12 protein-coding genes and 1 pseudogene are annotated in these 14,241 nt (G+C 57.3%); 10 read left to right on the top strand and 3 right to left on the bottom strand.

Translation table 11 applies throughout. The features are described 5' to 3' along the window. Positions 1-12: 12 nt before the first annotated feature. Complete coding sequence (efp, locus tag Q0650_RS13815) at positions 13-582, bottom strand: elongation factor P (protein WP_298819935.1); 570 nt, start codon at positions 580-582, stop codon at positions 13-15. A gap of 302 nt (positions 583-884) precedes the next feature. Here efp and Q0650_RS13810 point away from each other — a divergent pair, with 302 nt between their 5' ends. Together Q0650_RS13810 and Q0650_RS13805 are read left to right on the top strand one after the other, a co-directional pair. Beyond that, positions 885-1,841: a D-2-hydroxyacid dehydrogenase gene (locus tag Q0650_RS13810; RefSeq protein ID WP_298819933.1), complete on the top strand. Its 957-nt coding sequence runs from the start codon at positions 885-887 to the stop codon at positions 1,839-1,841. 88 nt (positions 1,842-1,929) lie between these two features. Continuing rightward, positions 1,930-3,117 carry a PLP-dependent aminotransferase family protein gene (locus Q0650_RS13805; RefSeq protein WP_298819931.1) on the top strand — a complete coding sequence of 396 codons (1,188 nt, stop codon included), beginning with the start codon at positions 1,930-1,932 and terminating at the stop codon, positions 3,115-3,117. Between the two features lie 116 nt (positions 3,118-3,233). Here the strand turns inward: Q0650_RS13805 and Q0650_RS18860 are convergent, their stop codons facing one another. Beyond that, a complete protein-coding gene (locus tag Q0650_RS18860; RefSeq protein ID WP_367280821.1) occupies positions 3,234-3,590 on the bottom strand; it encodes a cyclic nucleotide-binding/CBS domain-containing protein in 357 nt (118 codons plus the stop codon). 108 nt (positions 3,591-3,698) lie between these two features. Next, a pseudogene (gene icd, locus Q0650_RS13800) lies at positions 3,699-5,036 on the bottom strand (NADP-dependent isocitrate dehydrogenase); the annotation flags it as partial. Positions 5,037-5,381: 345 nt separating this feature from the next. Between icd and Q0650_RS13795 the strand changes: the two are divergent. From Q0650_RS13795 to nuoH, 8 genes are all read left to right on the top strand, one after another. Further along, the gene (locus Q0650_RS13795) at positions 5,382-5,738 is read left to right on the top strand and encodes an NADH-quinone oxidoreductase subunit A (protein ID WP_298819927.1); all 357 of its coding nucleotides are present in this window, start codon (positions 5,382-5,384) and stop codon (positions 5,736-5,738) included. Further along, entirely contained in the window at positions 5,729-6,253 is a 525-nt protein-coding gene (locus Q0650_RS13790; protein WP_298819922.1) for an NADH-quinone oxidoreductase subunit B, read from the top strand. Before Q0650_RS13795 ends, Q0650_RS13790 begins: the two co-directional genes overlap by 10 nt. A gap of 1 nt (position 6,254) precedes the next feature. Then, entirely contained in the window at positions 6,255-6,773 is a 519-nt protein-coding gene (locus Q0650_RS13785) for an NADH-quinone oxidoreductase subunit C (RefSeq protein ID WP_298819920.1), read from the top strand. A 6-nt stretch (positions 6,774-6,779) separates the two neighbouring features. Beyond that, a complete protein-coding gene (nuoD, locus tag Q0650_RS13780; protein ID WP_298819918.1) occupies positions 6,780-8,015 on the top strand; it encodes an NADH dehydrogenase (quinone) subunit D in 1,236 nt (411 codons plus the stop codon). A gap of 13 nt (positions 8,016-8,028) precedes the next feature. Further along, positions 8,029-8,721 carry an NADH-quinone oxidoreductase subunit NuoE gene (gene nuoE / locus Q0650_RS13775; RefSeq protein WP_298819916.1) on the top strand — a complete coding sequence of 231 codons (693 nt, stop codon included), beginning with the start codon at positions 8,029-8,031 and terminating at the stop codon, positions 8,719-8,721. A gap of 43 nt (positions 8,722-8,764) precedes the next feature. Next, positions 8,765-10,069, top strand: coding sequence for an NADH-quinone oxidoreductase subunit NuoF (gene nuoF, locus Q0650_RS13770; RefSeq protein ID WP_298819915.1), 1,305 nt, complete (start codon positions 8,765-8,767; stop codon positions 10,067-10,069). Between the two features lie 190 nt (positions 10,070-10,259). Further along, positions 10,260-12,971, top strand: a complete 2,712-nt coding sequence (gene nuoG / locus Q0650_RS13765; RefSeq protein WP_298819913.1) for an NADH-quinone oxidoreductase subunit NuoG — start codon at positions 10,260-10,262, stop codon at positions 12,969-12,971. 16 nt (positions 12,972-12,987) lie between these two features. Beyond that, the gene (nuoH, locus tag Q0650_RS13760; RefSeq protein WP_298819912.1) at positions 12,988-14,214 is read left to right on the top strand and encodes an NADH-quinone oxidoreductase subunit NuoH; all 1,227 of its coding nucleotides are present in this window, start codon (positions 12,988-12,990) and stop codon (positions 14,212-14,214) included. The last annotated feature ends 27 nt before the right edge of the window (positions 14,215-14,241 follow it).

Genomic DNA, 14,241 nt, shown 5'->3' with positions numbered 1-14,241 from the left:
ATTTCACCCACTTCACACCCGGGTAATATACTCACCGGTGCGGGTATCGATCTTCAATACATCCCCTTCGTTGATAAACGCTGGCACTTCAATCACTGCCCCCGTCTCCAGCGTAGCCGGTTTGGTCACATTGGTAGCGGTATCGCCTCGCACGGCAATCGTCGTCTCGACTACCTTCAGATTAACGAAGATGGGCAGCTCGACGCCGATAATCACATCTTTTTCCGCGTCGTACACCAGATCAACCGTCTCATTCTCTTTCATAAACCGCACCGCATCACCCACCAGTTCCGCCGAAACCGGAATCTGATCGAAGGTATCGTTATCCATAAAGATGAAGCTGTCACCCTCGCGGTAGAGATACTGCATCGGACGGCGCTCGATGCGGACAATGTCGATTTCTGCTCCGGCCCGCACCCGATCTTCAATCACCTTACCGGTTGTCAGGCTCTTCAGCTTCATGCGCACGAATGCCCGCCAGTTACCCGGCGCAACGTGCTGAAATTCAACCACCTGGTAAAGGTCGTTGTTGTAGCGAATGACAATTCCATTGCGCAGATCTGACGTGGTTCCCGCTGCCATTGCAATATGCTCCTTAAATTGATTTGTTCACGCAATAACATAACACAAGCCGGGAGATACTCGCTACCCGGCGAATGCTACCACTATAGGCGGATTCTGGATTCTGTGCAAGTTGTACCCTTGTCATTCTAGCTCTGGCAGTGCTCCCAGGGCCTGGTTTGCCAGTTATCACTACGTTTCGTCTGCCATTCATCTCATCGGCGCCTGCGCCGAAAACCATTCTCTTGACCGATCAAGTAATTCTACACCTTGGGTACAATACATTTCGGATCCACAACAGCTTTCAGGTTGAAGGAGTTTTCATGAAGCTCGTGTTGCCCGGTCTGCTACGCGACGAACTCATACCGCGCATCAATGCCGTTGCGCCGCAGGCGACTCTCGTCTGGTACGATCAAAATGGCGAACCGGAAGCGCCGATTGATGATGCCGAAGTGCTCTTGCGCTGGTTTTTTACCGCTGAACAGCTCGCTCGCCTGGTGCGGCAAATGCCGGCATTGCGCTGGATCCACATTCCCCGTGCCGGTGTTGATGGCTCATTGATTCCTGAAGTGGTGGCGCGTGACATCATCGTGACCAATTCCGCCGGCGTCCATGCCATTCCGATCAGCGAATTTGTTATGCTGTTCGCGCTCAGTCACGTCAAGCAAGCCGCTCGCCTGCACCGGATGCAGGCTGCGCATCAGTGGCGCGAGCCAGATTTACAGTTGCGCGAGCTGGCCGGATCAACTATGCTGATCATCGGCCTTGGCCAGATCGGGCAGGCTATCGCCGCGCGGGCCAGCGCTTTTGGCATGCGCGTGTGGGGTTCGCGCCGCAATCCGCGTCCGGTTTCCGGGGTCGAGCAGGTGGTTGGTGAGGGGGAATGGAGGTCGCTCCTTCCGCAGGCCGATTTTGTGGTCATTGCAGCGCCACTTACGCCGCTTACGCGGGGCATGTTTGGCAGAGCGGAACTGGCGCTGATGAAGCCGGAGGCCTACTTGATTAATATCGCTCGGGGCGAAATTGTTGATGAAGATGCGTTGATCGAAGCTCTTCGCGCGCATCGGATCGCTGGCGCCGGTCTCGATGTCTTTGCCCACGAGCCGTTGCCGCCTGATAGCCCGCTCTGGGAATTGCCCAATGTCTTCGTCACGCCCCATATCTCCTGGAGTTCGCCGTTTATCCGTTCGCGCACGCTCGATATGTTCGCCACCAATTTGCGCGCATTTCTCAACCACGAACCAATGATCAATGTGGTTGACAAACAAGCCGGGTATTAGTGCCAGTTACACTGGTAGTCCCTGGCGCGTGTGCGCCATATAAAGCTCGTCGCACCGTTGCATCTTTGATGTTAAGGAGTATGACTGCATGACTGCAACCCTCGAAACCCTGTTTGCCGCGCGCGTGCGCGAAGTGACTCCACCGCTCTTTGGCGCCGCCGGCGAACCGGCCCGCCCACTGATCAGCCTGGCTTACGGCCTCGCCGATCCGGCGCTCTTTCCTCGCGCCGAGCTGATGGCTGCCGCTGCCGAGGTGCTGGCCTACGAAGCTGCCGACTCGCTTAACTATGCCATGTCGTATCCCGGCTTGACCGATCAAATTGTCGCTCGTCTGCGCGCCGAAGGTGTTGATGCTCAACCTGAGCAGGTGCTGGTTGGGTACGGATCGGGCCAGATCCTTGCCCTCTTACCGGAAATCTTCGTTGATCCGGGTGATACGGTGATTATCGAAGGGCCGAGCTTTCTCGGCGCGGTGCGGCGTTTCGTCCAAAGCGGCGCTCGGCTGGTGACCATCCCGGTTGACGAGTACGGCATGGATGTGACGGCGCTGGCCGATACCTTGCGCGCGCTGGCCGCTGAAGGTCGGCGGCCAAAGTTTATTTACACTATTCCCACGTTTCACAATCCTACTGGTGTAACATTGACGCTTGAGCGTCGTCGGCAACTGGTGGCGCTCGCTGCCGAATATGGGGCGCCGGTTGTGGAAGACGACGCCTATCTCGATCTACGCTTCACGGGCGAATCACTCCCCTCACTGGCCGCGCTCGATCAGGAAGGCTGGGTAATCCGGGTCGGTACGTACTCGAAGATCCTTGCCCCCGGTTTGCGGATCGGCTGGGTGCATGCCCGCCGCGAAATCATCGATCGTCTGCTTATGGTGAAGGCTGAAGGCACGACCGGCCCCTTCATCACTCGGGTTGTTGCCCGTTATAGCGCCGATGGTCGGCTCGAACAACACATTGCTGCGCTGCGCCGCCACTACGCGACTAAGTGCGAAGTGATGGCCGCTGCTATTCGGCGCCACTTCCCTGCCGAGGCGCGTTTCGTGATGCCGGCGGGAGGTTTCTTCATCTGGGTAAGGCTTCCAGAAGGGGTGAGCGCCGGAACCCTACTCAATGCGGCTCGCGCCCGTGGCGCCGAGTTCCTGCCGGGTACCGCCTGCTTTGCCGAACCAGGCCATGGTGATGATGCGATCCGCCTTGCTTTCAGTTTTCAAAGCAGTGAGCGGATTGAGCAAGGGATTGCCGCCATTGGCGCTGCATTCGCTGATGTGTAACTGTCATCTGGCTGCGGTTCTAATGCAGTTCATCTGAGCGGCATATGAACTGGCGGGGAAGGCAATAATGAGAGTTGCCTTCCCCGCCAGACATGACCTTTGCCGTTTCAGCGCACTTACTCAGCTACGTGGCTGAAGATGTCAGTTTCAGAGATAATCCCAATCGGTTCGCCGTTTTCTACTACGGCGAGGCGTCGGATATTGCGCTCAACCATCAATGCTGCGCATTCGGCAATCGATGTCTCTGGACTGACGCTCAACAGCGGTCGCGTCGTCAGGTCACCTACCGTCAAGCCATCAACCGCTCGACCTTCGCGCACCACCTTCTTCAGCACATCACGCATCGTCATGATACCCCACTCGCCGCTGGCATCAGGCTTGACGATCACCGAGTGAATATTGCGACCGCGCATATAGATAGCTGTCTCGCGCAGCGAAGCCTCAGCCGGGACGGCCACGACTGCGCGGGTCATCACCGCGCCGACACTGTTGTGCGGATAGACCTTGCCGTCAGCCCGCCGCAAGATCTCTGGGCCGAAGGTTTCGGCCAGGTGGGGCACATCGCCGGCAGCGATCTTCTCCATATTGGCGATAATCAGGCTGGCAAACTCCGAGGTCTTCACCTCGCGCGCGCCCTCCATCAGGCGGGCAAAGTCATACGTCACTGTTTTATCGGCGATAGTGCGCTCGAGGCCAGCGATGATCAGATCGGCAGCTTCCGTCCAGCCCATGTAGCGCAGCATCATCTCGCCTGACAGGATGACCGAACCAGGATTCACCTTGTCGAGGTCGGCATACTTCGGCGCAGTGCCATGGGTCGCTTCAAAAATAGCGTGACCGGTCACGTAGTTGATATTGCCACCGGGGGCAATACCGATGCCACCCACTTGCGCGGCCAGCGCATCAGAGAGGTAGTCACCGTTGAGATTCGGCGCGACAATCACGTCAAATTCGTCAGGCCGCGTCAGTACCTGCTGGAAAATAATGTCGGCAATAGTGTCTTTCACCAAAATCTTGCCGCTGGCCAGCGCCTCGCGCTGTTCGGCGTTGGCCGCCGCTTCGCCGCGCGCCGCTTTGGTGCGTTCCCATTGCGCCCAGGTGTAGACGTAATCGCCAAACGCGCGTTCGGCATATTCGTAAGCCCAGTCGCGGAATGCGCCCTCGGTAAACTTCTGAATGTTCCCCTTATGCATCAGCGTGATGCTCTTGCGCTTATAGTTAATCGCGTACTGGATGGCTGCGGCCATAATCCGCTCAGTACCGATCCGGCTGATCGGTTTGATGCCAATCCCAACTTCGATCTTGCCTTCCGGCATTTCGCCGATCATGCGCCGGAACTCATCGGTCTTTTCCGGAGTGCCGAAGCGGATCTTCTCAAAGTCTTTGGGGAATTCGCGTTGCAAAAACTCGATGATCCTGGCTGCTTCCGCGCTGCCGCCACGGTATTCGATCCCCGTGTAGACATCTTCCGTATTCTCGCGGAAGATCACCATATCGACCTTTTCCGGATGCTTGACCGGTGAAGGAACGCCGGCAAAGTGACGCACCGGGCGCTGGCAGACGTAGAGGTCGAGGTGCTTGCGCAGGGCAACGTTTAGCGAACGAATACCACCGCCGACCGGCGTGGTAAGTGGCCCTTTGATCCCAACCAGATACTTCTGGAAGATCTCGATAGTTTCATCCGGCAACCAGTTGCCGGTCTGCTGGAAGGCCTTTTCGCCAGCCAACACCTCGAGCCACTCGATCTTTCGCTTGCCGCCGTAGGCCAGCGCAACTGCGGCATCGAAGACGCGCACGCTGGCGCGCCAGATGTCGCGGCCAGTGCCATCGCCTTCGACGAAGGGAATAACCGGATGGTCTGGTACGTGCAAGCGCCCGTTTACAATTTGAATGGCATCGCCCGCTGGGGTCGGTGTCATAGTCGTGACTCCTTACACACCTTACAATAGATTGCGGCCTGTATTATAGCCGACAATTGCCGCTTTGACTACTTGCGTTTGAGTCGGATAGTTCAGGAGGATTGCCCAACATCTGCTCATCTCCTGCACGAAATTGATGGGCAAAGTATGAAAAATCGTTGCCTCTATCACAAATATTGCCGGTCAGTCAGCGAGGCTGCGTCATTGCACAGCTCTGTCTCTATAGATTGCAATGATATTTCCCTTAGATCGTGCTGATTGACACAAGTCTGAAGACAGGTATAATTCCTTTGACACCTCTGCCCGCATGAGCGGGTACCGCGATAGCATGCTGTGAGGCCGCCTATGCTCGACGCATACATTCCGGTGCTAATCCTCTTTCTTATAGCAGTTTTCATCGCCGTCTTCGTCATCACCCTCTCGGCCTTGCTTGGCCCGCGCCGCAGCACGCCACGCAAACTGGCGCCTTACGAGTCGGGTATGGATCCGGTCGGGCAGGCGATCCGCCGTATACCGGTGAAGTTCTACGTCGTTGCAATGCTGTTTATCGTCTTCGACATTGAAGTCGTCTTTTTCTACCCCTTTGCGCTGGTCTTTCGCCAGCTCGGCCCTGCCGGCCTCGCGGTGATGGGTGTCTTCTTCCTGGTGCTGCTCGTCGGCTTTGTGTATGAATGGAAGAAAGGTGCGCTGCGATGGGAATAGAAGAGAAGGCCGGTAATCTCGGTATTGTCACCACCACCCTTGAGACGGTGGTGAATTGGGGACGCACCAATGCGATGTGGCCGTTGCTCTTTGGTCTGGCATGTTGCGCAATCGAAATGATGGGAGCGCAGGCCAGTAATTACGATCTGTCGCGGTTTGGCATGGAGTTGAACCGCGCTTCGCCTCGCCAGGCCGATCTGATGATTGTGGCCGGACGAGTGTCGCGCAAGATGGCTCCGGTCGTGCGTCGCCTCTACGATCAGATGCCTGAGCCAAAGTGGGTGATCGCAATGGGTGATTGCGCTGCTTGCGGCGGTATTTTCAATAACTATGCGATTGTGCAGGGGGTTGATGAGGTGGTGCCGGTGGATGTCTACGTCGCCGGCTGCCCACCCCGCCCCGAGGCGCTCATCGATGGCATCATGATGTTGCATCAGAAGGTTATGCGCGAAAAGATCAGTGGTAAGAAGGAAGCGCCGATTCGGCTCGATCAGCCGCTTGTGCAGGTGAAGTAGTATGGATAATCAGACGGTGCTTGCCGCCTTGCGTGATACAGTTGGGCGCGAGATCCGCGCAGTCAGCGAGTTTCGTGGCGATCTGAGCGTGACGCTAACACCGGCTGGCTATCTGGCCGCCGCTCAGTTCTTGCGCGATGATCCCGAGCTGGCATATGTTTTCCTCGAAAATCTGTGCGGGGTCGATTATCTGGGGCGCAAGCCGCGCTTCGAGGTGGTTGCCCATCTTACCAGTTTGCGCCATCGCCACCGCGTGTGTCTGAAAGTTGGCTGTGACGAACCCGATCCAACCGTGCCGTCACTCACGCCGCTCTTTCCGACGGCCAACTATCAGGAACGCGAGACGTTTGACCTGCTTGGGATTAAGTTTGCCGGCCATCCCTCGCTTACCCGGATTCTGCTGCCTGATGATTGGGTCGGCCATCCGTTACGGAAGGATCATCCGCTCGGTGACGAAGAGGTTGCGTTCACATTTAATCAGGAACGCATCTATGCGCGCAAGCCATTCGCAAGGGAGTAGTCGCGTATGACTGAACCGATTACTGTGCCGACCCCTCAGCAGATTATCGAGCCGGCGATCTCGGGTCGTACCGAGACGATGGTGCTGAATATGGGGCCGCACCATCCGAGTACGCACGGTGTGTTGCGGCTGGTGCTTGAGCTTGATGGTGAGGTGGTCGTCAATCTTGCGCCCGATGTCGGTTATCTGCATACCGGCATCGAGAAGACGATGGAGAGCAAGACCTATCAGAAGGCGGTAGTGCTTACCGACCGAATGGATTATCTGGCGCCACTCTCGAATAACCTCTGCTATGCGCTGGCGGTTGAGAAACTGCTTGAGGTTGAAATTCCAGAACGGGCGCAGATTGCCCGCGTCTTGCTCACCGAATTGCAGCGGATCTCGTCACATCTCGTCTGGTTGGGCACGCACGCGCTCGATCTGGCGGCAATGAGTGTCTTCCTCTACGCCTTCCGCGAGCGTGAACAGATCCTCGATATCTTTGAACTGGTCTCCGGCGCTCGCATGATGACCAGTTATTTCCGCATCGGCGGGCTGGCTTACGATCTGCCGGCTGATTTTCTCCCAACCGTCGAGCAGTTCCTGGCAATTATGCCGTCGCGCATTGATGAATACGAGGATTTGTTGACTGCAAATCCGCTCTGGCTCGAGCGTACCGTCGGTGTTGGCGTGATTGATGCCCAGGCCGCAATTGCGCTCGGTCTCACCGGCGCGAATCTGCGCGCGACCGGTGTGGCTTACGATGTGCGCAAGGCGATGCCGTACAGTGGTTACGAAACGTATTCGTTTGAGATCCCGATCGGCAAGAATGGCGATATTTACGACCGCTATCGGGTGCGCATTGCCGAGATGCGCCAGAGTGTGAAGATTGCCCAGCAAGCGGCTGAGCGCTTGCGCGAGTTGGGGCCGGGACCGGTGGTAACGCCGAATCGCAAGGTGGCTCCCCCGCCTAAGCGCGAGATTACCGAGAGTATGGAGTCGCTCATTCACCACTTTAAGTTGTGGACTGAGGGGTTTAAGCCACCGCGCGGCGATGCCTATGTCAGTATCGAGTCACCTCGCGGCATTCTCGGCTGCTATGTTGTGAGCGACGGTAGTCCCAAACCCTGGCGCGTTCACTTCCGGGCGCCGTCGTTTATCAATTTGCAGAGTCTGGCCCACATGGCAAAAGGTCGTCTGGTCGCCGATCTGGTGGCGCTGATTGCGAGCCTCGATCCGGTATTGGGTGAGGTGGATCGCTAGCGTGGAGGAGACTGTGAAACTACTCGAAACCCATCGGGCTGAGATCGAAACCATTGTGGCCCGATATGCCAGCAAACGGAGCGCAGTGTTGCCGTTGCTGTACCTCGCCCAGGATACCTACGGCTATCTTACTGACGAGGCTATCCGCGAAGTGGCGACAATTCTGGAATTACCGCCGACCGATGTCTACGAGGTGGTCGGATTTTATACCCTCTTTTATAACCGTCCGGTTGGAACCTGGGTGTTGCAGGTGTGCGATGATGTGCCCTGCTGCTACTGCGGCGCCGAAGAGCTGATTGCGGCGCTAAAGCAGACGCTTGGTATCAGCGAAGATGAGACCACCCCTGACGGTATGTTTACCCTCCAGCGGGTGAAGTGTCTGGCCGCATGCGACCGCGCCCCAGTGTTGCAGGCCAATCTTGATTACGTCTACGATGTGACCCCCGATCGAGTGCAAACATTGCTCAACGACCTGCGCGCGCGTGCCGCCGAAGCGCGCAAGCGAGGTGTGAGCGGTCGGTTTGCCGAAGATTATGAGTTTACCCGCGATGGCCGGCTGGTTCAGATCGAACGGTTTGCGCCATACCGGCCACGAGAGTTTGTGATCGAGCCGCCAGCGCCGGTATCATCGCCACCGCCTTCCGTGGTGCCAGAAGCCGATGCCGGTCTCGATCGGGCCGATACGCGCAAAGCCTCGCCGTTATGATGTCGCACTGGTTGCCAGTTGGTGCGCTAGAAAGTTGAGTGCGATGGGTCTGAGTGAACATATTGTGATGCGGGAACTCGACATTCCCGATATTGCTGATTTTGAAGTGTACCGCCGCCACGGCGGCTGGGAAGCCTATCGCTACGCTTTGACCGAGAAGACGCCGGCTGATATTGTACAGATGGTTAAGGATTCCGGGTTGCGTGGACGCGGCGGCGCCGGTTTTCCAACCGGGATCAAGTGGGGTTTTCTGCCCAAAGGGGTTTACCCGCGTTACCTCCTTTGCAATTGCGATGAGTCTGAGCCGGGCACATTTAATAACCATCAGATTATTGACCGGAATCCCCATCAATTGATTGAAGGCGTGGCGTTGTCGGCGTATGCGATTGAAGCGAACACGGCCTATATCTATATGCGGGGCGAGTTTGCCGCCGCAGCGCGCGCGCTCGAACAGGCCATTGCGCAGGCGTATGCCGCCGGTTTCTTAGGTAAGAATATTCTCGGTACCGGCTTCGATCTTGACATCTATATCCACCGTGGCGCCGGCGCCTATATCTGCGGCGAAGAGACGGCGTTGATGGAGTCGCTGGAAGGCAAAATCGGTCAGCCTCGCCTGAAGCCGCCTTTCCCGGCAGTGGCCGGTCTGTACGGGAAGCCGACTATTATCAACAATGTCGAAACGCTGGCTAATGTGCCGCGAATCGTTGAAAAGGGTGTGGCATGGTACCGTTCGCACGGCACCGAAAAGAGTCCGGGTACGAAGTGCTTTTCGCTCAGCGGTCATGTGAATCGACCCGGGAACTACGAACTGCCCTTTGGCGTGCCGTTGCGTGAGTTGATCGAGTCGCCTGAATACGGTGGCGGCATGAAGGGTGGTCGTCCGGTGAAGATTATCATTCCCGGTGGCGCGTCAGCGCCATGGCTTACCGCTGACCATCTTGACGTGCCGCTCGACTACGAAAGCATTGCTGCCGCCGGCTCGATGCTCGGTTCTGGAGCAGTGATCGTGCTCAATGATACCGTCTCGGCGCCCCACCTCGCCTACAAAATGGACGAGTTCTTTAAGCACGAGAGTTGTGGCAAGTGTACACCCTGCCGCGAGGGAACCCACTGGTTGGTTCGCACGCTCCATCGCATGGTCGAAGATGGCCATGCCACTGCTGCCGATATTGACACCCTGCACAGCATCTATCGCCAGATGGCCGGTAACTGTTTCTGCCTGTTGGGTGAAAGCGCAGTGATGCCGATTAAGAGCGCGCTCCAACTCTTCCCGAGCGAGTTTGAGGCGCTGGTGAAACGCTCTGGCAAGAGTAACGGTCACCACATTCCACTGGTGGCACATCATTAAGGGGGCCGCAACCAGAGGCTGAAGGCGCAGGGGCGGCGATTGTCGCGCGCAAGAAACGACTGGGCGAAAATCGGTTTGAACAACGGTCTTGGCCGCCGAACAAGCCTGGCATCGCTTCACGCATCGGTAACCCGAGCGGAAGCGCAGCAGATCCGCCATTACCCGTTGTTAGCATAAAGGGTAACGTGCAATGTCTGATGTGACACTTACCATCGATGGCGTGCAGGTCACGGTGCCTGCCGGTACTAATATCGTTGATGCCGCGCGACAGGCAGGCATCGCGATCCCGGTTTTTTGTTACCATCCGCGCCTCAAACCGGTCGGCATGTGCCGGATGTGTCTGGTTGAAGTTGGCACGCCGAAGGTCGATCCGGCGACCCGACAACCGGTGCTTGACGCCAACGGTCAGCCGGTGATTGCTATGATGCCCAAGCTGCAAACCGCCTGCACGACGCCGGTCAGTCCGGGGATGGTGGTCAAGACGACGACCGAGCAGGTGAAGTTTGCTCAGCGCGGTATTCTGGAATTTCTCCTCACCTCGCATCCGCTCGATTGCCCGGTGTGCGATAAGGGTGGCGAATGCCCGTTGCAAAATCTGACTATGGGTTGGGGGCCGGCGGTTTCACGTTTCGATTACAACGACAAGGTGCATTTTGAGAAGCCGGTTAAGCTGGGCGATCTGATCTATCTCGATCGCGAACGCTGCATTTTGTGCGGTCGGTGTGTGCGTTTCCAGGATGAGATTGCCGATGATCCGGTGCTCGGTTTCGATCATCGTGGTCGGAACTGGATGATTATCTCGAAATCGGATCCTCCCTTTGCCAGTAAGTTTTCCGGCAATACGACCGATATTTGTCCGGTTGGTGCGTTGACCAGCAGCGATTTCCGGTTTAAGGCTCGCGTATGGGAGTTGCAGAGCAAGCCGGTGGTCTGCACGCTGTGCCCGGTTGGGTGCAATCTCACCTTCGATATGCGCCACGACCGGCTGATGCGCGTGATGCCGCGAGAGAATGCAGCGGTCAATGACATCTGGATTTGCGACAAGGGTCGCTACGGTCATCGCTTTATCGAAGCGCCTGAACGGCTTACGACACCTCTGGTGCGGCGCAACGGTACGCTGATTCCCGTGAGCTGGGATGAGGCATTGGAGGTGGTGGCCGATCAGTTGACGATTATTCGGGCGCGCCACGGTGGTCAGGCATTGGCTGGTCTGGCCGGGGCGCATTTGAGCAACGAAGATCTCTACCTCTTTCAGAAGCTGCTTCGCGAGTTGGGTAGCGAGAATATCGATACCGGTATTGGCGGGCCGTCAGCGCTGTCGGCAGATGTGATTGGTGGTCTGCTCGCTCCCGGCCCTGATACCGATCTGAGCAAGCTGGGTGCCGGTACGGTAGTGTTCGTAGTCGGCGCCGATCCCGAAGAAGAGGCGCCATTGTACATGCTGCGTTTGCGTGGGATTGCGCAACGTGGCGGTAAACTGGTGGTTGCCGGCTTGCGACCAACCAAACTGGATCGCTCTGCAACGCAGGTAGTGCGATACCGGCCTGAGGGTGAACTGGCTTTTGCGCAGGGTCTGCTGAAAGCGGCGATTGAATCTGGCGCAAAGACGGCGTTGCTTGAGCAGGTGCCGGGCTGGAATGAAATGCGACGAGCGCTGAGTCAGGCAAAGCTGACCGATCTGGCCGCCGCCTGTGACCTGACGGAATCAACGCTCATTCAACTGGCCCGAGAGTTTCTGTCTGCTGAGCAGAGCCTGATCGTTTACGGGTGGGAAGCGCGTAGCGCCGGGTCGGCGCTAACTGAGCTGCTGGCCGCGTTGATGCTGCTCAGCGGGAAGGCCGGAAAGGCTAACAACGGTATCATTGCCCTGTTGCCCGGTGGCAATAGTCGCGGCGCGATCGAGATGGGAGTGCGTCCCGATGCCGGGCCGGGCTATGCCCTGCGCAAACAGCGCGGTCTCGACGCCAATGGCATCTGGTCGGCGGCACAGTCAGGTCAGGTGCGCGCGATCTGGCTGGCTGGCGTCGATCCGGCTGCCAGTGTGCCGGCAGCGCGGGCCGCGTTAGAAGCGGCTGAATTCGTGGTAGTGCAAGACCTCTTCCTTACTGCCAGCGCTGAACTGGCCGATGTGGTCTTGCCGGCCACCAGCGTCGCCGAACGCGAAGGCACATACACTAATGCCGAACGCCGGGTGCAACGCTCGCGACAGGCTTGCGCGCCGGTAGGTGAAGCGCGACCAGACTGGCAGATTGTTACTGCTGTTGCTCACGCATTGGCGATGGTGCCGATTGGCGGTGGTCGCCATGGCCCGATCCCGGTGAAGGCAGAAGCGTGGGATTATATCGTAGCAGGTGATGTGGCTGACGAGATTGCCAAAACCGTGCCGGGGTATGCCGGTATCACTTACGCTGCGTTAGCTGCAACTGGCAGCGGTGGCAATTGGGGGCGTCAATTCGATGACGCGATCTACTACGATGGCACCAGCTATACCAACAGCGAGGGCGTTGGTCTCGTTTTGCCGGCGCTGGCCGCCAAAGCTGCGCTGCATCTTGCCTTCACCGGCGCTACGACCGGCTTTGCCGATGATCGGCCTTTGCTGTTGCTCGAACAGGTGCTGGCGTATGCCGATCAGCGCCATCTGCGCGGTTCAAAATTGCAAAGTCTGGTACCGGCAGGTTGTGTTGCCCTCAGCAACGATGATGCAGCCAAACTAAACATCCACAGCGGAGATCGAGTGCGGTTGACCTCGGCGAGTGGTGAACTGGTGCTGCCCGCGCGGGTGCTGGCCGATCTACCGGCAGGGATGGTCTTATTGCCGGCAGGGCTGGCCGATGTTGAGGCGGCAGCAATTGAGACGGGGCCGCGCACGCGGGTAAGTCTGGCGAAGGTGGTGATGGGGTAGCGTTAAGGGAGCAATTATGGATTGGCTCACCATTCTGATTATCGTCATTCAGTGCTTTGTCATCACGCTGGCGGTAACGACTGCCTTCGCATATCTCACCCTGTTTGAGCGGCGGTTACTGGCCCGGCTCCAGAACCGGGTTGGTCCCAACCGGGCCGGGCCGGGTGGATTTTTGCAGCCGGCGGCTGATGCAGTCAAGCTCTTTTTTAAGGAAGACATCGTGCCAGCGCTGGCCGATAAACCGGTCTATCTGCTGGCGCCGGCGCTGGCGGTCATTCCGGCCCTGATCATCTGGGCAGTGATCCCGTTTGGCTGCCTTAATCTGAACTGGGATTATCAGGCCTGTTATGATCCGGATCGGAGCAATCTGTGGAATATTTTGCAGATTACCGATCTCAATATCGGTATTCTTTACGTATTGGCGGTAACGAGTATCGGCGTCTACGGTATTACGCTGGCCGGTTGGGCCTCGAATAATAAATACTCGATGCTGGGTGGTATCCGTTCATCGGCGCAACTGATCTCGTATGAACTGGCGTTAGGATGCGCAATACTCAGCGTCGTAATGACGTATGGTACCTTTTCGATGCATGAGATCGTCAGTCAGCAACGAGGCTGGTTGTGGGGCATCATCCCTCAATTGCTCGGTTTCGTGATCTACATGATCGCGGCAACAGCAGAAGTGGTGCGGGCGCCATTCGATCTGGTAGAAGCCGAGCAGGAATTGACCGGCGGTTACAACACCGAATACGGTTCAATGAAGTTTGCCCTCTTCTTTATGGCCGAATATATCAAACTGATTGCTATCTCGGCGCTGGCAGTGATCTTCTTCTTTGGCGGCTGGCATTTCCCCGGCCTTGACATTCTTGGGCGGGAAGTGACTGCGCTGGCCGGTCCGGTTGTGGGTAGTATCGTCTTCGGCATCGTCTCACTCGGCGCGTTCCTGCTCAAGGTTACCATCTTCCTGTTCATTTCAGTCTGGGTGCGCGCCTCGTGGCCACGTCTGCGCTACGATCGGCTGATGGATTTGGGCTGGAAGTGGCTCTTGCCGCTAGGCCTGCTTAATCTGGTGTACACGACCGTCGTGATCGTGCTCATTCCCGATCGCGTCGTTCATTCGTGGATCTTGTTCGGCTTAGGCGCATTGACGCTCGCGATTGCTATCGGCATTAACCGCGTGCCGAAGCCGGTTGACAATGTTACATTCGTCAATGATATTCAATTACCGTCATCGCAGGGGTAACATATCTGGGTTACTTTGCAGTAAGAA

This window comes from uncultured Chloroflexus sp., assembly GCF_937129525.1.
In the GTDB taxonomy this organism is placed as follows: domain Bacteria; phylum Chloroflexota; class Chloroflexia; order Chloroflexales; family Chloroflexaceae; genus Chloroflexus.
The sequence above is the reverse complement of the archived record's forward strand: the minus strand, read 5'-3'. Positions and strand labels throughout refer to the sequence as shown.